This window comes from Methylobacterium sp. Leaf87, assembly GCF_001422775.1.
Lineage (GTDB): Bacteria > Pseudomonadota > Alphaproteobacteria > Rhizobiales > Beijerinckiaceae > Methylobacterium.
On the sequence record NZ_LMMI01000012.1, the window covers coordinates 256,441 to 280,884 of the forward strand.

A 24,444-nucleotide genomic window follows, 5' to 3' on the forward strand; every position below is an offset into this window, starting at 1 on the left:
CCTACTCGGCGGCGACGCGAAGGTGGGCCGCCTGATCCGACGCGTTCTCGGTCCCGTCGCGCCAGCCCGCGCGGACCGGGGCGAGCGCCACCTGGTTCCGGCCGTTGTGCTTGGCGCGGTACAGGGCCGTGTCGGCGGCCTTGACGAGGTCGGCACTGTTGCTGGACGTGCTCGGCACGGAGGAGACCCCGAAGGAGGCGGAGATCTTCGCCCCGTGCGCGCCCGACAGATCCTCGATCCGGGCGCGGATCTGCTCTGCCTTCAGGGCCGCATCCGGCAGGTCGCAATCCGGCAGGAACACGATCATTTCCTCGCCGCCGTAGCGGCACGCCACGTCGGTCTCCCGCAGGGCGCCGACGATGGCGGCCGCGGCCTCGCGCAGCACGGCGTCGCCGGTGGCGTGGCCGTGCTCGTCGTTGAGGCGCTTGAAGTGGTCGAGGTCGATCATGATCACCGAGACCTTCCGGCCCTCGCGTTCGGCCAGGCGGACGTAGCGGTCGAGGCTGTCCTCCATGTAGCGCCGGTTGTAGAGGCCGGTCAGCGGGTCGCGCAGGGCCTGATTGCGCAGCTTTTCCCGCAGCGCGATGTTCGAGAGCGCCAACGACATGGCGTCCCCGAGGGCCGAACTGAGCGGCAGGATGGCGGCGAGGCGCTGCTCCGCGTCCGAGCCCTCGGCGAAGACCTGGAGCAGGCCGAGATTCTCGCCCCGCGCGACCATGGGGATTTCGAGGGCCGCGAAGCCGGAGGCGTGATGCTCGCAACACAGCGCCCTGGCGCCACTGCGGTTGATGTGCGGCTTCCCGCGCTTCATCGCCCAGCACTGATTGATGGTGATCGATTCGGGCAGGGGCTCTCCGGCGTCGCAGGCCCAGGAGGTCGACAGGATGAGACGGTCGCGGGAATTGTTGAACACGTAGAGCGCGCCGCCGAACCCGCCGATGAGTTCGCCGGCCGTGGCCCGCAGGACCGCATTGGCGTCGTGGTGGTCGGTCGCGCTCTGGAGCATGTCCGTCATCTCGAACAGGTGCCCGACCTGCGTGCGCGAGGCGTCCATCGCCTGGATCGCCGCCGCCCGGGCCTGCGCCTCCCGCGCGCCGGAGCGGAAGGCGAAGATCATCATGCCGGCGATCACGAGCTGGGACAGGAGCACCACGCTCTTGCCGATCTCGATCCGCGTCTCGTGGTCGGCGAAGTGGGAGTTCCAATCGGCCAGGAAGCTTTCGAAGGCATGACGCATCTTCCCCATCAGGGCGGCGCTCCTGCGGTCCCCGAGGAGGCCCTGGGCTTCGTCCAGCTTCCCGGCGCGCACGCGTTCGAGGGCGTCGGTCCAGATCGCCTCGAGGGATTTCAGGGTGGCGTCCGCCGACAATCCGGTTCCGTCCGGCGCCTTGAGGAAGCGGTCGAGCCGCGCGAGGTGGGAATCGCGCCGGCTGTGGAGTGCCTCGAAGGCACGGCTGTACTCGCCGTACTCGCCATCCCGTTCGCCGATCGCCCGATTGAGAACGTAGGCCTCCGCATCCATCAGGGCTTCCTGCGCGATGCGCATCTGCCGTCCGCCTTCCCGCAGGTCGATGAGCGCCTGCTGGTGCGCGTTGGTGTAGAAGAAGCCTGAGAGCACGATCGTGATCATGACCACGACGAGGCCAACCTGCGCCAGGAGGCGCCGCCGGGCGTTGCCGCGCCGTTCGAGGGGACCGGCGGTCCCCCGTGCGTGTTCGTTGACGGCCATGTTTCCAACCGGCTCCGCGCCCGGGTCCATCGACACCTCGCCGCACTGGGGCATGGATCCGCTTTCTTCCGGTGAAAGAAGATGGCTAAGAAAATCCGTATTTCGGTCGATACGGTCTTCCCCGCTTCGTCCGCCGCGTGACCCGGCGCACCCCTGGCGCCGGAACGTGCTGCACCGCGGCAAGTTGACGTGCGATCCCGCGCGGTGGGCCGCGTGCGGGGCACCGGAGATTGGGACGATGAGCACCGACGCCGCACACGACACGCCGCCGCCGAGCGACAGCCCGACCGCGCCGCCCTGCACCCTCGTCATCTTCGGCGCCTCGGGCGACCTCACCAAGCGCCTGCTGATGCCGGCCCTGTACAATCTCTCGGCCGGCAAGCTGCTCGACGACGGCTTCAAGATCATCGGCGTCGACCACAACAGCAACACCGACGAGGGCTGGCGCGAGAGCCTCTCGCAGACCATGCAATCCTTCACCACCGACAGGACGTCCGAGTTCCACCCCGACCACATCGACGAGACCGCCTGGGGCTTCGTGCGCGACCGCCTGCATTTCCGGCACGGCGATTTCGCCGAGGCCGGGACCTTCCGGGATCTCGCCGGGGTGCTCACCGGCAACGTGGTGTTCTACCTCGCGGTCTCGGCCCGGTTCTTCGGTCCCATCGTCGAGCAGCTCGGGGCGGCCGGGCTCCTGAAACAGGCGGATGGCGCCTTCCGCCGGGTGGTGGTGGAAAAGCCGTTCGGCAGCGATCTGGCGTCGGCCAAGGCCCTGAACGCGACGCTGCTGGCCCAGGGCGACGAGACCCAGTTCTTCCGCATCGACCATTTCCTCGGTAAGGAGACCGTGCAGAGCATCCTGGCCCTGCGCTTCGCCAACGGCCTGCTGGAGCCGGTCTGGCGCGCCGAACACGTCGCCGCCATCGAGATCACCGCCGCGGAGACCATCGGGGTGGAGGAGCGCGGTGCGTTCTACGAGCCCACCGGCGCCCTGCGGGACATGGTGCCGAACCACCTGTTCCAGCTGCTGTGCATGGTCGCCATGGAGGCGCCCGACAGCCTCGCGGCCGAGGCCGTCCGCGACGCCAAGAGCCGGCTCCTCGAAGCCATCCGGCCGATCCCGCCCGAGGACGCCGTGCGGGGCCAATACACGGCCGGCACCGAACTCGGCAAAGCCGTGATCGGCTACCGCGACGAGCCGAACGTGGCGGCGGAGTCCGGCACCGAAACCTACGTCGCCCTGAAGCTCACCATCGATACCCCGCGCTGGACCGGCGTGCCGTTCTACCTGCGCACGGGCAAGCGCCTGACCGACCGGGCCACCGAGATCGCCGTGCACTTCAAGAGTCCGGCGCACTCGCCGTTCTCTACGACCTCCGGGATGGTGCCCGATATCCTGCGCCTGCGCATCGATCCCGAGCAGGGCATGAGCCTCGGCCTCAACGCCAAGCGGCCGGGCCCCGAGATGCGCCTCGGCCGGGTGGTCGCCACCTTCGATTACGGCGATTTCTTCCACGAGACCCCGAGCGTCGGCTACGAGACCTTGCTGTACGATTGCATGACCGGGGACGCGACCCTGTTCCAGCGCGCCGACGGGATCGAGGCCGCCTGGACGGCCGTCGAACCCCTGCTGGCGGCGTGGCGGGACTCGCCCGTGGCGTTCTACGCCGCCGGCAGCGACGGGCCGGATGAGGCCACGGCTTTGCTCGCCCGCGACGGCAATTCCTGGCTACCGCTCGGCGAGGCTTGAGCGCACCCCGCCCGGGCCGACCTTGCTCGGTCCGGGTTTGCGTCGGCCCACCTCGCGCACCGGCGTCAGCTCCGACAGCTGGTCGTGGTGGAGCAGCACGACGTTCGTCGCCGCCGCGAGCTTGCGCGCGGCCGGGGTGAAGCCGGCATTCGACACCACCGCCGCCATGTCGCCCGACCAGTAGCGCAGGGCGGCGGCGATCTCCTGCACGGCGCCGTTGCCCACCGGCTTGCCGTAGCGCTTGCACTGGACGACGAGGCGTACGCCCGCGCGCTCCGCGACGATGTCGGCGCCCTGGTCGCCGCTGGCCTGGGTCGCCCGTGCGTTCCAGCCGGCCTCCCGCAGGCGCTCGGCGCAGAAGCGCTCGTAGGCGATGCCCTCCTCCGGCGCATCGGCCTCGTCGGGCAGCGGATACGCCGCGGCGGCGCGCTCGATGGTGGCCAGGATCGTCTCCCAGAGGGCGTCGCCCTCCTCGCCGTAGCCCCTCGCATCGAGGGCGGGTAGAATCGTCCGTTCGGCGAAGTATTCGCGTTCGCGTACCCATCCGTCATCGATCCGATTGCCGTAGGCATCGACGAAGCACTCCTGGCGCCTGCGTAGAGCCAGCGTCGCGGCGTGCTGTCGGGCAAGGTTTCGGATGAGGCGGCGGATGCGCCGGGGGCGGTCGAGGCGGTGCAGCCCGATGGCGGCGAGGCAGACGCCCGTGGCGATTAGGGCCGGCGCGCCGTAGACGAACGCGGCGGCGCCCCCGGCGAGGCCGGTCCAGAACAAGCGTGCGACGAGGCGCGAGCGGCCCGGCATGGAGGGTTCCCGATACGGGCCGCCGGGCCATCGGGGCCGGGCTCACGGCCGCGCCGGAGAACCCTGGCACGCGCCCCTTGCGCGATCTCTAACGCCCCCCGGGCGCCGACGTTTTGGAGTGGATAACACGGGGCCGGCCCCGGTTCGCCTGGGACAAGCCCTCGGCCCGGATCGAATTCGCACCGGGCCGGCGCGTCACGCCACGCGGTCGCGCAAGGTTTCGCCGGATGCCCTGCCGGCGATGCTTTGCCCTGCCGGGGATACTTGAGCGGCGTCGAACGGGGCGGATGGCCCGGTGCGACGCCGTCGGGGCTCACGCGTCCGCGGCGACCTTCGGACGACGGCCGCGGGCCACGGCGGGCTTGGCCTCCGTGGCCTTGGCTTCGGTCGACTTGACGTCGGCGGGCTTGGCTTCGGCGGCGGCGGCGATCTGCTTGCGACGCTGCTGGCCCAGGCCCATGTTTTTCGCCAGTTCCGAACGGGCGGCCGCATAGTTAGGCGCCACCATCGGATAGTCGCTCGGAAGGTTCCACTTGGCGCGGTACTGGTCCGGCGTCATGTCGTATCGCGTGCGCAGGTGGCGCTTGAGCGACTTGAACTTCTTCCCGTCTTCCAGGCAGACGAGATAATCGGGCGTGATCGAGCGCTTGACCGAGACGGCGGGGGTGAGCGGCTCGCTCTTCTCTTCCGCAGCGGGGGCCGTGAGGCGCCCGAGGGTCGCGTGAACGGACGCGATGAGGCTCGGGAGCTCGACGGCCGGCACCGAATTGTTGCTCACGAACGCGGAAACGATGTCCGCTGCGAGTTCGATGTAATCCGGCATTGTCTCGTCATCCACCTTCATCATCCACCCCCATTGATACAGTGCCCGGAATTTTCGGCGACCAGGCAATCTTTAGCGCCGTGGTCACGTGAGCAATCAAAAATCCGTGACTAGGAAGCTACTATGACGCCGTAAGTCGAAGCGCAAGAGGCATAGGAATGTTCGCTGGTAATGCGAACTTTAACTACCTAAGCGAACCGCGACTATGGAACGGTGTTCAACAACCGTAACTGGGTTCGAAAAAATCCAAGACGGCTGCTTGGGTACCAAATTGTATTCATTTCAGTTGGTGCCGGTTCGTCGTCGATTCGGCCGATCAGCACTCGAAGATCGAACAAGTCTGTACGTTTTTTACCAAAACAGACCGCTCGGGCCCCCGAACCACCGAAACCGTGGGTTCGCCCCCGATCTCGGCCGGGTCCGGACGGGCGGAGCGCGAGACCGCCGCCCGGGCCGGGTCAGCGCGGGGCCGGCCCGTCCTGCGCCCGCAGGCCGTAGGTCTTGAAGCGCTCCACCGTCCGGGCGATCTCGTCGTCGGGCAGGATCACGGGCGCCCCCACCTGCAGGGCGATGGCGTATTGCCGGCACAGGGCCTCCATCTCCACGGCGAGCCACAGGGCCTTGGCGAGGTCCGGCCCTGTGGCGATCATGCCGTGGTTGGCGAGCAGGCAGCCGCCGCGTCCCTCCAGGGCTTCGAGGGCGAGGGCGGAGAGTGCGTCGGTGCCGTAGGGGGCGTAGGGGGCGCACCGGATCGTCGGCCCGCCCACCGCCGCGATCATGTAATGCACCGCCGGAATCGTGCGGCCGCACAGGGCGAAGGCGGTGCAGTAATCCGGGTGGGCGTGCACCACGGCGTGGACGTCCGGCCGCCGGGCCAGGATATCGCGATGGAAGCGCCATTCCGAGGACGGGGCGAAGCGGTGGTCGTAGGTGCCCGCGAAGGTCATCGGCACGATGCTCTCCGGGGTCAGCGCCTCGGCCGGGACGCCGGAGGGGCTGACGAGGAAGCCGTCGCCGTGCCGCACGGAGACGTTGCCGGAGGTGCCCTGGCTCAGCCCGAGGGTGAGCAGGTCGCGCATGGCCGCGACGACGCCGCGGGCCGCTTCCATCCGGTCCGGCTCGGCGGCGTGAGCGCTGTCGGAAGCAGGAATTCGGCCGTCGCCGGAAGGTGTCGCTTGCGAAGGTGTCTCTTGCATCGAAACGTCTCCAGGGGTTGGGTCCGGGGGCGGTGATCCGAGCCGGGATCGGACGCTGGAGGCGCGCGGGGCGATCGGCCAGCCGAAATCCGTCGGGTCGCTCGGCGGCCCACGAAACTGAGGTGATTCATGAGTACCACTCCATGAGTACCACTCGATGAGTACCTACCGCTTCGACGCCCTGCTGGCGCCCCGCAGCATCGCGGTGGTGGGCCTCGCCGGGCCTGGTGCGGCCCTCGGCGCCGCCGTTCTGGAGAACCTCGCCCGCGCCGGGAGCAAGAGGCCGATCTGGGCCGTCAATCCGCAGAGCCCCCTCTCTGGGGAATGCCTGATCTGCGTTGCTAACATATGTGAAACCGCAGAGCCCCCCGAACTGGTGGTGGTCACCGCCCCGGCGGGCGAACTCGTCGCCTGGGTCGGGGCCGCCGGACGCCGGGGCGCCGCCGCCGCCCTCATCCTCACGCCCGACGTGCCCCTCGACCTGTTTGCGGCCGTGCGCGCCGAGGCGCGGCTCCACGGCCTGCGCCTGCTCGGCCCCGGCAGCATCGGCCTCGCCGTGCCGCGCGAACGCCTCGACGCCAGCCTGCTGGCGCAGGCGCCGAAGGCCGGCGACCTCGCCCTCGTCTCGCAATCCGGCACGGTGGCGGCCGGCATCGTCGCCTGGGCGGCGCGCCGCGACGTCGGGTTCTCGGCGGTGCTGTCGCTCGGCACCGCCTGCGATATCGACATCGCCGATTGCCTCGACCACCTCGCCGCCTGCTTCCACACCCGCGCGATCCTGCTCTCCCTCGACACGATTCCCGATGCGCGGAAATTCATGTCGGCGGCCCGCGCCGCCGCCCGCGCCAAGCCCGTCGTGGTTCTGCGTGCCGGGCGCCACCGGGCGCCGACCCGCCACGTCGTCACCCACACGGGCGCGCTCGCCCGGCCCGACGCAGTCTACGAGGCCGCGTTCCGCCGCGCCGGCCTCCTCAGCGTCGACAGTCTCGATGCGATGTTCGCCGCCGTGGAGACCCTCGGGCGCCAGCGCCCGTTCCCCGGCCACCGCCTCGCCATCCTGGGCAACGGCCGCGGTATCGCCGCGCTCGCCGCCGACCGCCTCGCCGACCGGGGCGGGACGCTCGCGGCTGGCAACCCCGTCGAACTCGGCATCGCCGCCGGACCCGAGGCCTACGCCGCCGCCCTCGAGCCCCTGCTCACGGCGCCCGGCCACGATGCGGTGCTGGCGGTGCACGTGCCCACCGCCCGCTCGGGCAGCGCCGCCACCGCGACGGCGCTCGCCGAGACCGTCGCGCGGGTGCGCAAGAGTAGCCAGGGGTCGGGCGGCCAGCGCAAGAAGCCGGTCTTCGTCGCCCTCATCGGCGACGACCCCGAGGCCGCCGCGGTGCTGGCGGCCGCGAACATCCCGGGCTTCGCCACGGAGGCCGACGCCGTCGACGGGTTCCTCAACCTCGTGCGCTACCGCGAGGCGCAAGGCGACCTCATGCGCACGCCGGATTCCCTGCCGCGCGATTTCTCGCCCGATGTGGACGCCGCCCGCGCCATCGTCGCCCGCGCGGTGGCGGGCGGCCAGACCTGGCTCGACCCCGTCGACGTCGCCGCCCTGCTCGCCGCCTACCGCATCGCCAGCGTACCCCTGACGCTCGCCCCCGACGCGGACGCCGCCGCCACCGCCGCCTGGGAGATCATCGCGGCGGGCGGCACCGTGGCCCTCAAGGTGGTCTCCCCCGACATCGTCCACAAATCCGATGTCGGCGGGGTCCGCCTCGATCTCACGAGCGAGGCGGATGTCCGGGCGGCGGCCGCCGACATCCTCCGGCGCGCGCGGCGCTTGCGCCCCGAGGCCCGCATCACCGGGTTCGCCGTGCAGCCCATGATAAGACGCGGCCAGCAGCGCGAACTCATCGCCGGCCTCGCCGAGGACCCGACCTTCGGCCCCGTGGTGGTGTTCGGCCGGGGCGGTACCGCCGTTGAGGTCATCGACGACCGGGCGCTCGCCCTGCCGCCCCTGGATCTGCGCCTCGCCTCCGAACTCATCGACCGCACCCGCGTCGCCCGACGGTTGGCGGCCTACCGCGACGTGCCGGCGGTGGACCGCCACGCCGTCGCCCTGGTGCTGGTGAAGCTCGCCCAGCTCGCCGCCGATTGCCCGGAGGTGCGCGAGCTCGACATCAACCCCCTGCTGGCCGACGCGACCGGCGCCCTGGCGCTGGACGCCCGCGTGATGGTGGCCCCGGCGCCCCCCGGCCGCGGCGCCGCGCATCCGCGCTTCGCCATCCGCCCCTATCCGGTGGAGTGGGAGCGCCGCCTCACCCTCAAGGGCGAGGCCATCGCCGTGCGCCCCGTGCGGCCCGAGGACGAGGCCCTGTTCCTCACCTTCTTCCAGTCGGTGAGCGCCGAGGACCTGCGCCTGCGCTTCTTCGCCCCCGTGCGCGACTTCAACCACGCCTTCCTGGCGAAGCTGACCCAGCTCGACTATTCCCGCGCCATCGCCTTCGTCGCCATCGACGCCGCCGGCACCATGCTGGGCGCCGTCCGCCTCCACGCCGACGCCAACCACGACAGCGGCGAATACGCCATCCTCATCCGCGGCGACCGCAAGGGCACCGGTTTGGGGCATGCGCTGATGAGTTTGATGATCGACTGGGCCAAGGCTGAGGGAATTTCGCGGGTGGAGGGGACGGTTCTCAGGGAGAACCGTCCGATGCTGGCGGTGTGCAAGCAGTTGGGCTTCACCACCCGGCCGGATCGGGAGGATGCAGGAGTGGTGAAGGTGTCTTTGGCGCTGGAACGGTAGGGCAGCAACGATCGGCCTATCCGCAGGAGGGGCTGTTGCAGGTGGCGAGCGGAAGTTAACCCCTTGCTGTTTAGCGGACGTTCCGTCTCCGACTCTTGTCGGTCATACGGCCATCTATGAGTACTTCTTGACAGCAGCCATCCATCCGTCAGAGCTTCCGGCGGTTGCGCTGTTGGTTTTAGCTACGCCGACGGGATGTTTTTTCAAAAAAACGCATGACGATTTTAGCTTCCGAGTCATAGAGCGATTTTTTCACTGTAACACTTACGCAACACGACCCCTGCAAGATGAAATAGATTATAACGCTTCTAGGCCCAAGCTCAGGCATATTTGAATTCCTATAAACTAGTCCTGTGTGATCGGCGCCTAGTGAGCTTGACCGCGTATGTTTCTAAATCGTAACGGGCACAATTAACCTAAGCTGGTTGGCGTCCGTGAGAGTGCCGAGAAAAATGACTAAAAGAAGCACGACGCTGGCCGCGTCCGCTGCCTTCGTGCTTGTCGCGCAATCGGGTTCGTTGGTCAGTTTTGGGCCCACTTCAGCCGTAGCCCAGCTTGCCGCAGATGCTTCACAAGAGGTGCAGCTCGACGAGCTTTCGGTGGCCGGCACCGGAGGGCCCGCGGGCGGAATAGCACGCAAGGTCGATGGCTATCTTGCACGGGACAGCGTCAGCGCGACCCGCACTGACACGCCGATACGGGAGGTGCCCCAGACGGTCGTCGTTGTGCCGGATCGGGTTTTGCAGGACGCCGCCGCGACGCGGGTCGACACCGCTCTCGATCTTGCCGGCGTCGGCCGGGCCAACAACTTCGCGGGCCTTGGCCTGACGGAGTTTACCATCCGTGGCTTCAGCACGGGTGAGTACTACCGCAATGGCTTCCCGATCAACCGGGGCTACCCGCCCTCGCCGGACGTGGTCTCCATTGAGCGGATCGAGGTGCTGAAGGGCCCGTCCGCCTTCCTATACGGACGCGGCGATCCCGGCGGCACCTTCAACATCGTGACCAAGCAGCCTTTGGCCGAGCGCGCCCTCGCGATCGGCACGCAGTTCGGCAGCTTCAACCAGAAGCGCAGCACCTTCGATGCCACTGGCGCCCTCGACGAAGAAGGCCGGGTGCTCGCTCGCGTTACAGGCGCCGTTGAGGACAACGGTAGTTTCCGCGACTTCGTACACAGCGACCGCTTCTACCTCGCTCCCGTCATCGCCTGGAAGCCCACCGCTGACACCACGATCACTTTGGAGGGCGAGTTCGTCAGCACGGCAGCGACCTTCGACCGGGGCGTCGTACCAATCAACGGCAACATCCGCGCCCTGCCACGCAACCGCTTCATCGGCGAGCCTGGCATCCCGCCGGTGCGCAACGACAACGCCCTCGGCCAGCTGCGCATCGAGCACAAGCTCGATCAGGACTGGGTGGTCACTGCCGGCGTCCAGGCGCTGGGTGGGAGCCTCGTCGGCGACGGCGTGGGCGCCATGAATGTCCTCAGTGATGGGCGTACCTTGCGCCGAACCTTCGAGCATCGCGACTTGAGCTGGTCGGACCTCGACCTGCAGCTCAACCTCGCGGGCAAGTTCGAGACCGGCCCCTTTCGCCATACTCTGCTGATGGGCTTCGAGTACGACACGTACAACTATCGCGAGATCTTCAACCGCTCGAACGCGAACCTCTTCCCCTTCACCCTCGACCTTTTCGCGCCCCGCTACGGGCAATCCGCCCGGCCGCCTCTCGCCTCGATCACGAACTTTCTGCAGAACACCGAGAGCTTCGGTGGCTACGTTCAGGACCAGATCGACCTCACCCCACGCCTCCATGCCCTTCTGGGCGTGCGCGTGGAGAACCTAAGCCTCGTTTCCACCGACTACCGCACCGGCCGCACCACGAGCCTGCAGGACACTGTCGCGACCCCGCGCTTCGGCCTCACCTACGATCTCACCGATGAGGTCTCGGTCTACGGCAGCTACGGCCGTTCCTTCCTGCCGAATACCGGCACGGATCGCTCGGGACGCCCCTTCGCTTTCCAACAAGGCGAGGGCTACGAGGTCGGAGCCAAGCTCAGCCTGCTCGACGGGCAACTGAGCGCCACGGCGGCTCTGTTCGACATCCGGCGCACCAACGTCCTCACGGCCGATGCAGTCGATTCAAACTTCAGCGTGGCGGCGGGCGAGGTGCGCAGCCGGGGCTTCGACCTAACCGTCGCTGGGTATCTGGCACCCGGCTGGCGGGTAATCGGCACCTACACCCATGCGGATGCCGCCGTGAGCCGCGACAACACGCTGCCCATGGGTACGCGGATCGCCAACATCCCTGCCGACACCCTCGCCCTGCAGAGCGTCTACGAGTTCCAAGGGGCAGAGTTGCGGGGACTCGGTCTTGGTGGCGGCGTGACTTATGTCGGTCAGCGCGTGGCCGGCACCGCCCTATCGACCTTTCGTCTGCCGGACTACACGGTCTTAAGCCTGATCTCGTACTATTGGATCACTCCACAGGTGCGGGTCTATGTCAACGTCGACAACCTACTCGATACGAACTACTACGACCGCGCCTTCCAAAACCGCTACGCTACACCGGGTACGCCGCGCACGATCATGGGTGGTGTCGCAGCACGCTTTTAACCTCTATCTTTGCCAACAAGGTGATTCTGCAACGGATCACCCATCTGTTGGGCGTCTACGACCGCTGTAACGCTTGAATTGCCGGTAAGCGGACCAGCTGAAATCCACCCGACCCGGTTGTAGGTCTTCGTCCACCAAGCTGCTCAGAAGTGGTGCCAGCGAGGATCGGCAAAGTGTCGAAAGCTGTCCATTGCCGTCTCAGGCTGTTCGAATCCGAGATCTTGGCCTGCTTACGAGAGCTGGCAAATCTGTATTCTTCATCTGCTCATGAGTCGGGTCGGCCTGTTTGTTGGGTAGGGGTGCTCCGGTTCAGTCTCGCCAATCGCGTGCGGTGCCATCCAACGCGAAGCGGAAAAGTCATCTCCGAGCAAATGCTGCAGTGCTCTTTGAACGATTGGCGCCGTACGATTTTTACAATTCTGCTTCACCGGCCCGAGCCTCCTGATTTTGTAGAAGCATGATCCTCCTGAAAAAGGATCAGATTTGCTAAATCCCGAACAAGCGCGTACAAACTCAAAACCAGCTCAAAACCAGAGTTTGTCGCGCCTCGATCCGGAGACGGGTCGGGGAGATCAAAGTCTGTCGATTGGGTTGGTCGGGAGGTGGCCGCGCACGATCGCGTGGACCTCTGACATATAAGCCCGCAAGGGCGAAGGAATACGATGGCTGTCGGTACTGTTAAGTGGTTCAACGAGCAAAAGGGTTTCGGGTTCATCCAGCCGGATGACGGCGGCAACGACGTGTTCGTGCACATCTCGGCCGTCGAGCGCGCCGGCATGCGCGGCCTCGCCGAGGGCCAGAAGGTTTCCTACGAGATGGAGACCGACAAGCGCAGCGGCAAGCAGTCCGCCGGTAACCTCCAGACCGCGTGAGCCACTTCGGGTCCGGGGTGCCGCACCGAACGCCCGCTCCGCGCCAGTTCTCCGTCTCGGTGGAACGGCGCAGGGTGAGCCCGGTGCAAGCCAGCCCGGCCTGACGTCGCAAAGGGCCGCTCCCCATTCGGGGAGCGGCTTCTTACGTTGTGGAAGACCAAATCTTTTGCCGGCACCCGGCCGGCGCAAATCCAGGATCCTGTGTGAGCCAATTCAACGAAAATTCCATGACCGACCGCCTCAAGGCGGCCAACGAGGCCCGTCAGGCGGCCCTCGCGCGCTTCCGCGATCGCCCGCCCGCCGATGATCCCGCCGTCTTGGCCCGCAAGGCCGAGCGCGAGCAGATCGTCCGCGACCGCGAGATCCGGACCCGGGCCCGCGACGAAGCCCGCGCCGCCGCAGAAGCCCAGCGCGTCGCCGAAGCCGATGCCGAGCGCGAGCGTCTCGCCGCCGAGGCCATCCGCGCCGCCGAAGAGAAGGTCGAGCAGGCCGCCGCCGCCCGCCTCGAGCAGAAAGCCCTGCGCGATGCCCGTTACGCGGCCCGTAAGGCTAAGGCGCGGAAGTAACACCGGCGCAGCCCGGGTGTGCGCCGCGTGCCGACCGTTCCACACCGGGGATGGAACGGCGCGCGCTGCACCCCATGCGCCGGGTTTTTCGGCGCGGACCGCCCCACGAGACGACGCGCGGCGCGCGCTTTCGCGCCGGCTCACCACGGAGTCACCCATGTCCCATAAGTTCAAGCTCGGCCAGCGCGTGCGCCGCGCCCGCCTCGGCTACGCCGACGCCAAGACCGACACGGGGGACATCTTCGAGATCGTCCGCCTCGTCCCCGAGGACCAGACCGGCGAGCCGTTCTACCGCATCAAGTCCGGCACCGGCGAGCGCGCCGTCCGGGAAGGCGAAATCGCCCTAGCCGGTTGATCGCGTTGGGGTTTTCGCTCTCGGCAAACCCCTAAAGGACACCCTCGCGGATCGCCCCCGGATCGGCCAGGGCATGCAGCATCCGCGCCGCGTTGTGGGCGAACCGCAGGGTCACGGCCTTCCGCCGCGCCCCGCTGAGCGGGTGCTCCTCCGGGTCGCGCAGGATCGCGGCCCCGAACGCGTCGGCGACGATGAGCCCGGCCTCGTCCGGCGTCAGTGTCGTCGAGAGCGTTTCGGGAATCGCGAAGTAGAACCGGTCGCAATACTCCCGGTACTCCGGCCATTTCCGATCCGCCTTGAAGTCGGCGACGCTCGATTTGATCTCGATGATCGTCAGGCGCCCCGCCGGACACAGGGCGATAACATCGGCGCGCCGGCCGTTGGCCAGCGAGAACTCCGGAATCGTCACGTGCCCCAGTTCCGAATACAGCCGGCGCACGCCCCGTTGCACCTGGAGCGCCGTCGCCGACTGGCGGCGATCGACGGGGAGAACGGCTCCGTTGGGAAGGATCGCGTGGGCCAGGGCAGCGGACATGGATGTTCCGATTCGGGACTGGCCCCTAAGAACCAGTCCGCGCCCGGCTTGTCACCTGCGACCCCTGAGCACGTACCGGCTTAAGCCTTGAAATAGCTCAACAATCCGGCGCCCGGCGCCAGCATCACGAAGGCCCAGACCAGGGCCGACAGCACGTTCGCCACCTGGAACGGCAGGCGTTTGACCCCGAAGATGCCGGCGATCAGCGGCACCACCGCCCGCGCCGGCCCGAAGAACCGCCCGATGGCGACGCCCCCGGCCCCCCATTTGCGGCAGAATTCCTCGCCCTTCGCCACCAGGGCGGGGTAGCGCGTGAGCGGCCACATCCGCTTGGCCCCCTCCTTGTAATAATGGCCGAATTCGTAGGAAATCCAATCGCCGAGCGCCGCCCCGAGCGCCGCCGCCAGCATCACCGGCACGAACGGAATCCCCACCGTCCCCATGAGCGCGCCGATGCCGAGCAGCAGCACGGTGGCGGGCACCAGCAGCGACAGGAACGCCAGGGACTCGCAGAACGCCAGCACCCCGACGATGAGCGGCGTCCAGCCCTGATGGGCCTCGACGAAGGCGAGGGTCGAGGTCTTGATGGCGTCGAAGTCCATGGATCGTCCGAGGGTGCGAGGTCGTGAAAAACGAGCTAAGGGAAGGCTTTATGGAGGACCGGCCCGCTTGAACATCCTCTCGATCCAGTCTCACGTCGCCTACGGCCACGTCGGTAACGCATCCGCGGTGTTTCCGATGCAGCGCCTCGGCGTCGAGGTCTGGGCGATCCACACGGTCCAGTTCTCCAACCACACCGGCTACGGCGCCTGGCGCGGCCGGGTGTTCGACGGCCCGGCCATCGAGGACCTCGTCGCCGGCATCGCGGAGCGCGGCGTACTCCACACCTGCGACGGCGTGCTGTCGGGCTACATGGGCTCGGCCGATATCGGCACCAGTATCGTGCACGCGGTGACCGCCGTCCGCGCCGCCAACCCGCGCGCCCTCTACGCCTGCGACCCCGTGATGGGCGACACGAACCGGGGCATCTACGTCCGCCCGGGAATCCCGGAATTCATGCGCGATCAGGCACTTAGACTTGCCGACATCGCGACCCCGAACCAGTTCGAGCTGGACCATCTCTCCGGGCTGCCGTCCCGCACCCTCGATGAGGTCAAGGCGGCGGTGGCGGTCCTCCACGGCCTCGGCCCCCGGGTGGTGCTCGTCACCTCCCTCGCCACCGAGGCGACGCCGCCGGACTCCATCGACCTCCTGGCCGGGGAGGGCGGGCAGTTCTGGCTCCTGCGCACGCCGCGCCTCCACCTCGACGTCAACGGCGCGGGCGACGCCATCGCGGCGCTGTTCCTCGTGCACTACGCCCGCACGGGCTCGGCCGCCCTGGCGCTCGGCATGGCCGGCGCCTCGATCTACGGCCTCCTGCGCCGCACGGCGGAGGCGGGCTCGCGCGAGATCCTCACCGTGGCGGCGCAGGACGAGTTCGTCGCGCCGAGCGAGACGTTTCCGGTCGAGCCGGTCTAGGTTTCAAGTCCTTGAGAGGTAGGGAAAAATGGCCCGACGCTTCGTGACGCTCGACGTGTTCACAGACACTGCGCTCGCCGGCAATCCCCTCGCGGTGGTGCTCGACGCGGACGGGCTCGACGGCCCCGCCATGCAGGCCATCGCGGGCGAGTTCAACCTGTCCGAGACGGTGTTCGTGCTGCCCCCCGACAATCCCCGCCACCGGGCACGCCTGCGCATCTTCACCCCGAAGGCCGAGTTGCCCTTCGCCGGCCACCCGACCCTCGGCGCCGCCGTGCTCCTCGCCCTGCGGGACGAACGCGCCACGCTGACCGACGCGCTGGCCTTCGGCCTGGAGGAGGGGATCGGCACCCTGTCGTGCCTCGTCGAAACCGGTACAGGCCGCGGGCAGGGGCGCTTCCGCATGCCGGTCCTGCCGGACTTCGTCGGCGACGGCCCCGAGCCGGACGTTCTGGCCACGGCCCTCGGCCTCGCACCCGCCGCCATCGGCTTCGGGCGTCATGCCCCGAGCCGGCATTCGCTCGGCCCCGACTTCCTGTTCGTGCCCGTCGGGTCGCCCGAGGATCTGGCCGGTGCCCGGCTCGATCCGGCGGCCTCGGCCACCCTCGGGGACCCTGCGGCCCTCTACCTCTACACGCCCGACCCCGATGCGCTTGGCCGGCAGTTCCAGGCCCGGATGTTCGCCCCCCACATCGGCGTGCCGGAGGACCCGGCCACGGGCTCGGCGGCGGCCGCCTTCGCCGGCGTGATGATGCAGTTCGAAGCCATGGGAGACGGAACCCATGATCTCGTGCTGCATCAGGGCGTCGCCATGGGCCGCCCGAGCCGGATCCACGTCCAGCTCGGCATCGTATCCGGTGCGCTTCAGGCCATCGAAGTCGGTGGATCGGCGGTGATCGTCATGGAGGGAACGCTCCATGTCTGAACGCCCCGCCCAATCCGACGGCTTCACCTTCGCGCGCCTCGAAAGCCTCGAGGCGCGCCTCGTGCCCTACGACTGGGCCTGGGCCCGGGACAATTCCGACGCCATCGCGGCGCACTGGGCCGAGCGACAGGCGGCGAAGCCGGCCCTGTTCGATGGGCCCGTGCTCCTCGGCTGCGCCTGCACCGTCACCGACGGCGCCTGCACCATCGATCTGTTCGAGGCGGCGTTCTCGGAGTTCCTGGCCTTTCGCGACGGCGGATCACCCGATCCCTCCGTCACCAACGCGTTCGCCGCCATCGTGCCGTGGTCGCGCGACGGCGCCGCCGTGCTCGGCGTCATGGGGCGCGACTCCGCCAATGCCGGACAGATCTACTTTCCGTGCGGGACGCCCGACCCCTCGGACGTGCGCGCGGGCCGCCACGTCGATCTCGCGGGGAGCGCGACCCGGGAATTCTTGGAGGAGACGGGCCTGCGCGTCCCATCCGATGCGCCGGCGAACTGGGTACTGGTCAGCGGCGAGCGACAGCACGCGTTCCTGCATCCGGTGGACTTCCCCGAGGAGGCCTCGGCCCTCATCGCCCGCATGGAAGCGCACCGGGCGGCGGAGGCCGAGCCGGAACTCGCGGACTTCGTCGCGGTGCGCTCCCGCGCCGACCTCGACGCGGACCGGATGCCGGGCTTCGTGCGAGCCTACCTCGCCGCGTCCTGCCGGTAGCCGTAGCGTGCCTTGGCGGCCGCGAGCAGGCCGAGGGCTTCGCGCTCCTGGCCGCCCTGGCACGTCTCGGCCGCCCGGCGCAAGTCGGCGCTGAAGCGCTCGCCCACGGACGCGTTGAGGTTGCCCGTCGCGACATCGCTGTCGACCACGGCCTGGGTGCGGGCGATGGCGGGCCCGCACCCGTTGCCCTGCGGCAGGGGAGGGGCGAGCACGGCCGCGGGCGCCGCCACGACGGGCGGCGCCGAAGCGCTGGGCTTGCAGGCACCCACGAGGGAGACGGCGATGAGCGTTGCGAATGCGCGACTCGCGCGGTGCAGTATCACGACGGCTTCCCCCGAATGGCACGGCTTGCCCTGAATGGCACGGCTTGAAATCGCCTGGGTTGTGCCCCCGGGAAAACGGCCGGTCAATCGGAGGAGCGGCCCACGCGCCGTCGCGGTACGATTCCGCGACGGCGCACCTGTGAATGCCGCAAGGCGACGCCCTCGGGCCGCTGCGAAGCCGCTACTTCGACTTGTCGGCGATGGCCTTCAGTCCGGACTCGTAGATGCCCGTGATGGCATCGACGGCGACGGCGTCGGGAGCGCCCTTGGCCTTGAAGCTGCCCGTCCAGGTCACCGTGGCGCCGCTGGCCTTCGGGGCGACGGAGAGGGTCGAGCTGTAATCGCTCACGGGCAGGGGGCCCGAAACGATGGCGTAGGTGTAGGCCATCTTGGCGTCGTCGCGGGCGGTCTGCGACTCGACGATGGTGCCACCGCCCTTTAGGCTGAGGGTACGCAGGGTTTTGCCGCCGTCCGTGGACAGGGCACATTTCTCGATGGCGGGGTGCCATTGGCCGATGCCGCAGAAGTCGCCGATCACCGACCACACCTTGGCGGGAGCAGTCTGGACATCGACGGTCTTCGTCACGTCGAGGGCGAAGCTCGGCAGAGTTCCGGCGAGAAGCGCGCAGACGGGCAGGGCGAGCGTGATCGTGAGGCGGCGTGACATGGCGGCGTTTTCCATCCGGGTTTTCTTGATGTTCATCTCGCGTGGAACGGTTTCATTGGTTCCACGCGGTTTGAAAGCTAGGCTTGAGCCGCCACAAGGCAATGACCGGGGATCGTCTTCGGGGCCGAGAACTGTTGTCGGACCACTCGCTCGGGGTGTTCCGTAGACCGATCTCCGCCCTGCCTGACGCTTCCGATGCCCCGCTGCTTGTCAATCCGTTTGGCGAGGGCTAGGGAAACCGCATTCGCAATCGTCCGGCGCGTCCAGCGAGCACGGTTGCCCCTCGGGAGAGACGAGCCTTGGCCAGCGCCGGCTCCATGGTCAGCCGCACCGGCGCCGCGCACGCGGCCATGCGGTCCCGTGCGCGTGTTCCCGCGCTTCTTACCCTCGGTCTGCTGCTTATCCGCCCCTGAGGGCCGTCCGGGCATGCGCCTGGGCTCTCAGGGGACGCGTACTTACCCGTATTCGGGCTCCGCCACGACGCGCGAGCCGTTTCCAGGCGCCGTGTCCTCAGGGCTTCGCGCGCCGCGACAGGATCAATCCCATGGCCAGTTCCAGCACACCGACGCAGAAAGACCGCGTTCTCATCTTCGACACGACTCTGCGCGACGGCGAGCAATGCCCCGGCGCGACCATGACCCTCGACGAGAAGCTGGCCGTGGCCGACCTCCTCGATGCCATGGGCGTCGACATCATCGAGGCCGGCTTTCCCATCGCCTCGCATGGTGATTTCGAGGCCGTGGCCGAGATCGCCCGCCGGGCCAAGCGTGCCACCATCGCGGGCCTCGCCCGGGCGATCCCCGCCGACATCGCCCGCGCCGGCGAGGCCGTCCGCCATGCCAGGCGCGGACGCATCCACACCTTCGTCTCGACGTCCCCGATCCACCTCGCCCACCAGATGCGCAAGAGCCAGGACGAGGTGGTCGAGATCATCCTGAAGACCGTGGCCCAGGCCCGCGACCTCGTCGAGGACGTGGAATGGTCGGCCATGGACGCGACCCGCACGCCCATCGACTACCTGTGCCGCTGCGTCGAGGCAGCGATCCGCTCGGGCGCCACCACCATCAACCTGCCCGACACCGTGGGCTACGCGACACCCGACGAGTACCGGACCATGTTCCGGAGCGTGCGCGAGCGGGTACCGAACGCCGACCGGGCGATCTTCTCGGTGCATTGCCACGACGACCTCGGCCTTGCCATTGCCAATTCCCTCGCCGGCATCGAGGGCGGCGCCCGGCAGGTGGAATGCACGATCAACGGCATCGGTGAGCGCGCCGGCAACGCGGCCCTGGAAGAGATCGTGATGGCCATCCGCACCCGCGGCGACGCGATGCCCTATGAGACCGGTATCGAGACCACGATGCTGACCCGGGCGTCCAAGCTCGTCTCCCACGCGACGAACTTTCCGGTTCAGTACAACAAGGCCATCGTCGGCCGGAACGCCTTCGCCCACGAGAGCGGCATCCATCAGGACGGGATGCTCAAGCACACCGAGACCTACGAGATCATGACGCCGGCCTCGGTCGGCGTGGCCAAGACCTCCCTGGTGATGGGGAAGCACTCCGGCCGCGCCGCCTTCCGCTCCAAGCTGGAGGAACTCGGCATCACCCTGAGCGACAACCGCCTGCAGGACGCCTTCGAGCGCTTCAAGGCCTTGGCCGACCGCAAGAAGCACGTCTACGACGAGGACATCGAGGCCCTGGTCGACGAGAATCTCGCCACGGCCCACGACCGCATCCGCCTCGTCTCCCTCTCGGTGATCGCGGGCACGCATGGGCCGCAGCGCGCCACCCTGAAGCTCGCCATCGACGACCGGGTGATCACCGAGGAGGCCGAGGGCAACGGCCCCGTGGACGCGGTGTTCAACGCCATCCAGGCCCTGGTGCCGCACGTGGCCGACCTCGAACTCTACAAGGTCGATGCCGTCACCGAGGGCACCGACGCCCAGGCGGAGGTCTCCGTGCGTCTCAAGAGCGGCGACCGCAGCGTCACGGCCCGAGGCGCCGATCCCGACACCCTGGTGGCCTCGGCCCGCGCCTATCTCTCGGCCCTGAACAAGCTCGAGGCCTCGGCCGTGCGCCTCCACGCCCAGTCTCCGATGACGACCTCGTAAGGCCCCCTTGGCCGGATCTAGAAAATCGACCCCAGGGGGTGGACACCCCTGGGGGGCTTTGGTATCAGCCACCTCGTCGCGGCGGACTTGGTGGGCCGCAGCGACCGCCGCAAGGCGCGGGTGCATAGCTCAGTTGGTAGAGCAGCTGACTCTTAATCAGCGGGTCCAAGGTTCGAACCCTTGTGCACCCACCAATACAATCGATGATACTGGCCGCTCTTGTGTGGTCGGTCAATCGATAAGTATCAGACTTATTATGACCGATAATTTGAGTGGGCCATTGTTTCCCGGGGTGGGGAAATCCGGTCGGATTGTTGTCCGTGCTCGCGCCCGAGCGTAAATCCAGGCGACTCTGTTCACGGCCCATCGTCGTCGCGATGGCGCAGTTCCGTCATCGGAACATGCATTCGATCGCGTTCCGCCGTCTTTCCATCCTGTCTCACGTGGTGAGACCCGCGATCGGCGGGGTCTGAAGCTCGCGCCGAGAACGCGTTCGTTCCGCTACCTCCGTGGATGTCGGTGTCGTGCGGCTCGGCACAGTCGTTCGACAATCCACGACCAAGCTCCGGACGTCGGAAGGCGAGAACCTGCGGGTTTCCTCCATCCTTCGTGAAATCCTCAGAACGGCTACGGTAGATTTCAATCCAACTGCAGTCCCTGTGCGGCGAGCAGGTTTGGAACCTCCCCCCAAGCGACCGGATTGGCTTCTGTACCGATGACGGTGCCAAACCTGCGGAGGTATTCATGGCGCAACAGGTCGAGGTCGATGCGAATGCTCTGATCGATGCCCCACTGGGAGTCGACGGCACGCACGAAATCACGTCGGACCTCGCCTATCAACGCCATGCGATCGTGAACGTGATCTTCTACGGTCCCGTCGGGGCGGGTGATCGGGCCTGGACCCTCATCGACGCCGGGATCGGTGGCTCCAAATCGGCCATCATGAAGGTTGCGGCCGAGCGGTTCGGCCCAAACGCCCGTCCGGCGGCGATCGTGCTGACCCATGGCCATTTCGATCATGTAGGGGTCGTCGAGGATCTCGCACGCGATTGGGACGTGCCGGTTTTCGCTCATCCGCACGAGCATCCCTATCTCGATGGTTCCGCATCGTACCCTCCGCCCGATCCGACCGTCGGTGGAGGTCTCATGTCCCGTCTGTCACCCCTCTATCCAAGGACGCCGGTCAATGTTTCCGCCCAGCTTCGCAGCTTGCCGGAGGATGGCTCCGTGCCGTCCATGCCGGGCTGGCGCTGGATTCACGTTCCGGGACACTCCGTCGGTCAGATTGCCCTCTGGCGCGAATCCGACGCAACCTTGATTGCGGCCGATGCCTTCGTGACGACCGCCCAGGAATCGGCTTACGCGGTCGCGTTCCAGGAGCCCGAGCTTCACGGTCCGCCCATGTACTTCACGGTCGATTGGGATGCTGCACGGCGCTCGGTCGAGATCCTGGCGGCCCTCGAACCGCAAAGGGCCATCACGGGTCACGGGCGTCCCCTGGAGGGGCAGGTCTTACGGGATGCCCTTCATGCCCTCGCCAGCAACTTTTCGCAGGTCGCCGTGCCGAAACAGGGGCGTTACGTCGATACCCCGGTCCGTTCGCAGGATGGATCGGCCTACGAGACATCGTAGTTCTTCAACCGCCCGAGATTACGGGTACCGAACCATCCCGCGTTGTGACGGCTTTGTCGACCGGGTTCAGCGATGCGATCCTGGGCCCACGCAAGTCCGGTACGGTCAACTCGATATCGTCCAGCACCCGATTGGCTGCGTCGACGAGGCGGTCAGCCGCTCTGCCGATCAGGGGCCGAAGCGCTTCGGCCAAGCGCGTGAGAAGGGTCTGCTCGACGCCAGGATGGATCCGCACATTCGCCTGCTTGGCGTAAGCTGCAAAAACACGCTCCGCCATATCACGTGCGGTGCGATCGACATCCGGGGTATCTGGCACGGGAGACTCCTGGTTTCGAGCCAGAATTGGCTTCGATCCGGCACAGATAGGTTTCGAAAGGCATGCCGCCAGGGCTTCCTCAGGAGCCGAACGAAGACGTGACGACGAGGTACCTGCCTCACGGGGGCGGCCGGGAATGCGGCGATACGGACAGGAACGGCGACTTCGAGGGTTGCGTTGACCGCCCGACCTCTCATTCCCAACGGGATCTTTCCATGCTTCGCGCCCTCACCACGGCCTGCCTGATCGTTGCCTCATCCTGCGCGCTCGCGCCGCTCGCGCAGGCTCAGGATTCGACGACCAAGACAACCAACAGCGTCGTTCGCGAACACATGGAGGTCGTCGGCTCCGACAAGGGGCATGTCGGCACCGTGGACAAGTATGACGGCAAGGACATCAAGCTCACAAAGAGCGATTCCGCCGCCGGTGGACAGCATCATCTGATTCCATCGTCCTGGGTCGGTACGCTGAACGGGAACACCGTCATCCTGAACAAGACTGCTCGTGAGGCGATGGCCGAGTGGAAGGTATCGGATCGCCCGGAGGGCGATGTAAAGAAGTAACGGATGCGTTCTTTTCTCGTATACAGCAACCCCGCCGCTCACCTTTCTTCGCGAGCCGGCAGGGCGTCTTGTCCCTGGAAGATGCCGGGTGAGACATCGCATGGTCCGCGGGAGGTACGGCTCAGTTGTATCGAATTAGACCATGGACTGGCTTCAGGATGTTTCCTGAAGTCACAGGATTGACCCTCAGGTTTTGTGTCGGATCCTATGAAGTAACAAAAAATAGCGGGAGTCCGACCTGCGATCTGTATGCCGATTTACTCTTTGAACAAGGCTTTAATGGATCGTTTGGCGAGCATGGCTGTCTGGCGAGCCGATGTAAGGATTTTGTGGATCCAAGAAGAGTCAGTGTCGGAACTGGGAAGCCGCAAGGCAGTCCCTTCAGGATTGTAATCCCTCCTTTGATTCGAGGCGGATTTCTTCATTCGAGTTGGACGGTCAAATGTTTCACCCGTCGCATGTATTGCTGCTAAAGCCGCCATGCGTAATCGTTCGATCTCTACACGATACAACAGGGTCGAGTTGGTTTTTTCAGTCGGAGAGCACTGATTGATCAAGGTATGTCGACGAAGTCCGGCGATGGACGATTGCACCTGATTGACCGGGTTGAGGCACACAACCGCCGTTCCTGCCGTGCTGAAGAGGGTGTTGTGAAGGCCGGACCCCGACTCGCCGATGATCACGCGCGCACTGGCGAAAAGTAGAATCTGGTCTTGCCATTTCATGCTTTCAGGACTGACGATCTGAACGCCGAGTTCGTCCATGAGCTGAAACACTTCATCTTCGTTGGCAATCGTTCGAGCATAGCTCCGGCTGGTCTGCCGAAAGCCTTGACGTGTCACATAGATTAGTTTCGAATTATGTTTGGATTTCTTGCGCGCCTCGGTGACTAAAGGGTGGTTGAGAAGGTACGCGACGAAGTCGTTCATTGCGGGGTGAAAATAATGATTGTTGTGTAAGAGTGATGGAATCAGAGCGTGCTCAATCTGAAGATTTTCCTCCGCAAAACTATGATATACACTTTTGTTTATGCCGAAGAAATCACGCAAAATTGTGATCGCAAATTGCGGCGTTCCATGGGGTATGATGATATTTATAGCATCTAAATTTTCGGTCAGGAGCTTGGCCATCCAAATTCTGGGAAGAATATCCAGAAGCCAATGCCCATAAACGTCGTGAACAACAGATATCGCTACAAGAGATACGCCATCGATCTTCCTGTGGGGCAAGGAAGAAATCAGGTCCCATGGCCCCGTGCTGTCTATTTGGTGGCGGACATATTCAGGTATGAGATCTGACTCATCGACGAGATTTCCTTCAACGAAGAGAAATGCCAAGCTTCGTAATTCTGTTTTTCTCAAGTAATAAACTCCAACGGTACCTATCGTTGGTGCTATGGCCGCAATACTATTGAAGTGGTCTTCGGTGTTTGATCCGTTTTGCAGGGCAATTATAGCCGCAGGATATGATGCAGCACTTTCATAGATAACGTACTTTGTGCTTTCACTGTCCAGTTTTAAAATATCGACGTTGCCGGCATATGGCGTTAGGGGCAGCGCTCCGAAACGGTCGAGTTTGGGCATGAGTTTAATCTAAATCTCGGTTGAGCAGGTGCCATGTTAGAATCGACGCC

22 protein-coding genes and 1 tRNA gene are annotated in these 24,444 nt (G+C 66.4%); 13 read left to right on the forward strand and 10 right to left on the reverse strand.

The genetic code is table 11. The annotated features are described in order from the left end of the window. Position 1: 1 nt before the first annotated feature. Positions 2-1,729 carry a GGDEF domain-containing protein gene (locus ASF22_RS09235; protein WP_056263724.1) on the reverse strand — a complete coding sequence of 576 codons (1,728 nt, stop codon included), beginning with the start codon at positions 1,727-1,729 and terminating at the stop codon, positions 2-4. Positions 1,730-1,967: 238 nt separating this feature from the next. Between ASF22_RS09235 and zwf the strand changes: the two genes are divergently transcribed. Then, positions 1,968-3,479, forward strand: a complete 1,512-nt coding sequence (zwf, locus tag ASF22_RS09240) for a glucose-6-phosphate dehydrogenase (RefSeq protein ID WP_056263533.1) — start codon at positions 1,968-1,970, stop codon at positions 3,477-3,479. Here the strand turns inward: zwf and ASF22_RS09245 are convergent. The 3 genes from ASF22_RS09245 to ASF22_RS09255 form a co-directional block, all read right to left on the reverse strand. Beyond that, entirely contained in the window at positions 3,459-4,280 is an 822-nt protein-coding gene (locus ASF22_RS09245; protein WP_056263535.1) for a restriction endonuclease, read from the reverse strand. The two genes, zwf and ASF22_RS09245, sit on opposite strands and share 21 nt — an antisense overlap. 313 nt (positions 4,281-4,593) lie before the next feature. Continuing rightward, entirely contained in the window at positions 4,594-5,124 is a 531-nt protein-coding gene (locus ASF22_RS09250; RefSeq protein WP_056166975.1) for a MucR family transcriptional regulator, read from the reverse strand. A gap of 437 nt (positions 5,125-5,561) precedes the next feature. Next, on the reverse strand, positions 5,562-6,212 hold the full coding sequence (locus ASF22_RS09255) for a class II aldolase/adducin family protein (protein ID WP_056263537.1): 651 nt from the start codon (positions 6,210-6,212) through the stop codon (positions 5,562-5,564). A gap of 244 nt (positions 6,213-6,456) precedes the next feature. Between ASF22_RS09255 and ASF22_RS09260 the strand changes: the two genes are divergently transcribed. The 5 genes from ASF22_RS09260 (at position 6,457) to ASF22_RS09280 (ending at position 13,504) form a co-directional block, all read left to right on the forward strand. After that, entirely contained in the window at positions 6,457-9,096 is a 2,640-nt protein-coding gene (locus ASF22_RS09260) for a GNAT family N-acetyltransferase (protein WP_056263539.1), read from the forward strand. A gap of 452 nt (positions 9,097-9,548) precedes the next feature. After that, entirely contained in the window at positions 9,549-11,711 is a 2,163-nt protein-coding gene (locus ASF22_RS09265; protein WP_200927120.1) for a TonB-dependent siderophore receptor, read from the forward strand. A gap of 662 nt (positions 11,712-12,373) precedes the next feature. Further along, a complete protein-coding gene (locus ASF22_RS09270; protein ID WP_056088410.1) occupies positions 12,374-12,583 on the forward strand; it encodes a cold-shock protein in 210 nt (69 codons plus the stop codon). 203 nt (positions 12,584-12,786) lie between these two features. Beyond that, positions 12,787-13,149 carry a DUF6481 family protein gene (locus ASF22_RS09275; RefSeq protein WP_274533775.1) on the forward strand — a complete coding sequence of 121 codons (363 nt, stop codon included), beginning with the start codon at positions 12,787-12,789 and terminating at the stop codon, positions 13,147-13,149. A gap of 157 nt (positions 13,150-13,306) precedes the next feature. Continuing rightward, entirely contained in the window at positions 13,307-13,504 is a 198-nt protein-coding gene (locus ASF22_RS09280; RefSeq protein ID WP_056166631.1) for a hypothetical protein, read from the forward strand. Between the two features lie 31 nt (positions 13,505-13,535). Here the strand turns inward: ASF22_RS09280 and ASF22_RS09285 are convergent, their stop codons facing one another. After that, positions 13,536-14,039, reverse strand: coding sequence for an MmcB family DNA repair protein (locus ASF22_RS09285; protein ID WP_056263541.1), 504 nt, complete (start codon positions 14,037-14,039; stop codon positions 13,536-13,538). An 80-nt stretch (positions 14,040-14,119) separates the two neighbouring features. After that, positions 14,120-14,641, reverse strand: coding sequence for a DedA family protein (locus tag ASF22_RS09290; protein ID WP_056263543.1), 522 nt, complete (start codon positions 14,639-14,641; stop codon positions 14,120-14,122). A gap of 67 nt (positions 14,642-14,708) precedes the next feature. Between ASF22_RS09290 and pdxY the strand changes: the two genes are divergently transcribed. From pdxY to ASF22_RS09305, 3 genes are read left to right on the forward strand one after another with little or no spacing between them, the layout of a single operon-like run. Further along, complete coding sequence (gene pdxY / locus ASF22_RS09295) at positions 14,709-15,557, forward strand: pyridoxal kinase PdxY (RefSeq protein WP_056263546.1); 849 nt, start codon at positions 14,709-14,711, stop codon at positions 15,555-15,557. Between the two features lie 28 nt (positions 15,558-15,585). Further along, positions 15,586-16,482 carry a PhzF family phenazine biosynthesis protein gene (locus tag ASF22_RS09300; RefSeq protein ID WP_056263547.1) on the forward strand — a complete coding sequence of 299 codons (897 nt, stop codon included), beginning with the start codon at positions 15,586-15,588 and terminating at the stop codon, positions 16,480-16,482. Continuing rightward, complete coding sequence (locus tag ASF22_RS09305; RefSeq protein ID WP_056263549.1) at positions 16,475-17,197, forward strand: NUDIX hydrolase; 723 nt, start codon at positions 16,475-16,477, stop codon at positions 17,195-17,197. The genes ASF22_RS09300 and ASF22_RS09305 overlap by 8 nt, the downstream gene beginning before the upstream one ends. On the opposite strand, the gene ASF22_RS09310 is transcribed toward ASF22_RS09305, so the two are convergent. Beyond that, positions 17,173-17,517 carry a hypothetical protein gene (locus ASF22_RS09310; RefSeq protein ID WP_056263726.1) on the reverse strand — a complete coding sequence of 115 codons (345 nt, stop codon included), beginning with the start codon at positions 17,515-17,517 and terminating at the stop codon, positions 17,173-17,175. The genes ASF22_RS09305 and ASF22_RS09310 overlap by 25 nt on opposite strands. A 184-nt stretch (positions 17,518-17,701) precedes the next feature. Continuing rightward, positions 17,702-18,187: an SRPBCC family protein gene (locus ASF22_RS09315; protein ID WP_056166980.1), complete on the reverse strand. Its 486-nt coding sequence runs from the start codon at positions 18,185-18,187 to the stop codon at positions 17,702-17,704. A gap of 544 nt (positions 18,188-18,731) precedes the next feature. Here ASF22_RS09315 and ASF22_RS09320 point away from each other — a divergent pair. From ASF22_RS09320 to ASF22_RS09330, 3 genes are all read left to right on the forward strand, one after another. Beyond that, positions 18,732-20,300, forward strand: a complete 1,569-nt coding sequence (locus ASF22_RS09320; RefSeq protein ID WP_056263550.1) for a 2-isopropylmalate synthase — start codon at positions 18,732-18,734, stop codon at positions 20,298-20,300. Between the two features lie 118 nt (positions 20,301-20,418). Beyond that, positions 20,419-20,494, forward strand: a tRNA-Lys gene (locus tag ASF22_RS09325). A 550-nt stretch (positions 20,495-21,044) separates the two neighbouring features. Next, on the forward strand, positions 21,045-21,932 hold the full coding sequence (locus tag ASF22_RS09330; RefSeq protein ID WP_056263552.1) for an MBL fold metallo-hydrolase: 888 nt from the start codon (positions 21,045-21,047) through the stop codon (positions 21,930-21,932). A 4-nt stretch (positions 21,933-21,936) separates the two neighbouring features. Here ASF22_RS09330 and ASF22_RS09335 read toward each other — a convergent pair whose 3' ends face one another. Further along, complete coding sequence (locus ASF22_RS09335) at positions 21,937-22,248, reverse strand: hypothetical protein (RefSeq protein WP_244474234.1); 312 nt, start codon at positions 22,246-22,248, stop codon at positions 21,937-21,939. Positions 22,249-22,580: 332 nt separating this feature from the next. Here ASF22_RS09335 and ASF22_RS22885 point away from each other — a divergent pair, with 332 nt between their 5' ends. Next, entirely contained in the window at positions 22,581-22,811 is a 231-nt protein-coding gene (locus ASF22_RS22885; protein ID WP_056263728.1) for a DUF2171 domain-containing protein, read from the forward strand. Positions 22,812-23,068: 257 nt separating this feature from the next. On the opposite strand, the gene ASF22_RS22890 is transcribed toward ASF22_RS22885, so the two are convergent. After that, positions 23,069-24,394 carry a glycosyltransferase 61 family protein gene (locus ASF22_RS22890; RefSeq protein ID WP_082483596.1) on the reverse strand — a complete coding sequence of 442 codons (1,326 nt, stop codon included), beginning with the start codon at positions 24,392-24,394 and terminating at the stop codon, positions 23,069-23,071. Positions 24,395-24,444: the final 50 nt, after the last annotated feature.